This is a genomic window from Paraburkholderia sp. SIMBA_030, assembly GCF_046535245.1.
GTDB lineage: Bacteria > Pseudomonadota > Gammaproteobacteria > Burkholderiales > Burkholderiaceae > Paraburkholderia.
In genome coordinates this window covers 1-269 of record NZ_JAWRXB010000605.1, presented here as the reverse complement: position 1 = coordinate 269, position 269 = coordinate 1, and the positions used below count along the sequence as shown (strand labels likewise).

Annotated in this window: 1 pseudogene; it reads right to left on the bottom strand. The window is 61.7% G+C overall.

Annotated features, from left to right (window positions below):
- Positions 1-269, bottom strand: a pseudogene (locus SB772_RS41380) (hypothetical protein); the annotation flags it as partial.

Sequence of the window (269 nt, the reverse complement as noted above, 5' to 3'; positions counted from 1 at the left end):
AGTTCGGCAGCGCCGAACTGAAGGGCGAAAGCATATGGTCGACCGAGTCGGGCTGCAATCTGCGCGGAATAGATCGACGACCCCAAAATCCAGATATCAGCGCTGGTCTCGGGCTGCCGGATGCGGTTCTGCTCTGCCTGCCAGGGTCCGGGCACGGCATGCACGTCGCGGTAGGGGTGATCTTGGGGGAAGTCGTTGCCCAGAAAGCCGAGCAGTTCTGCTATTTGCTCGGGGAATTCGTCGTTCGCTGTGTGGTGACGGCGCAGGGC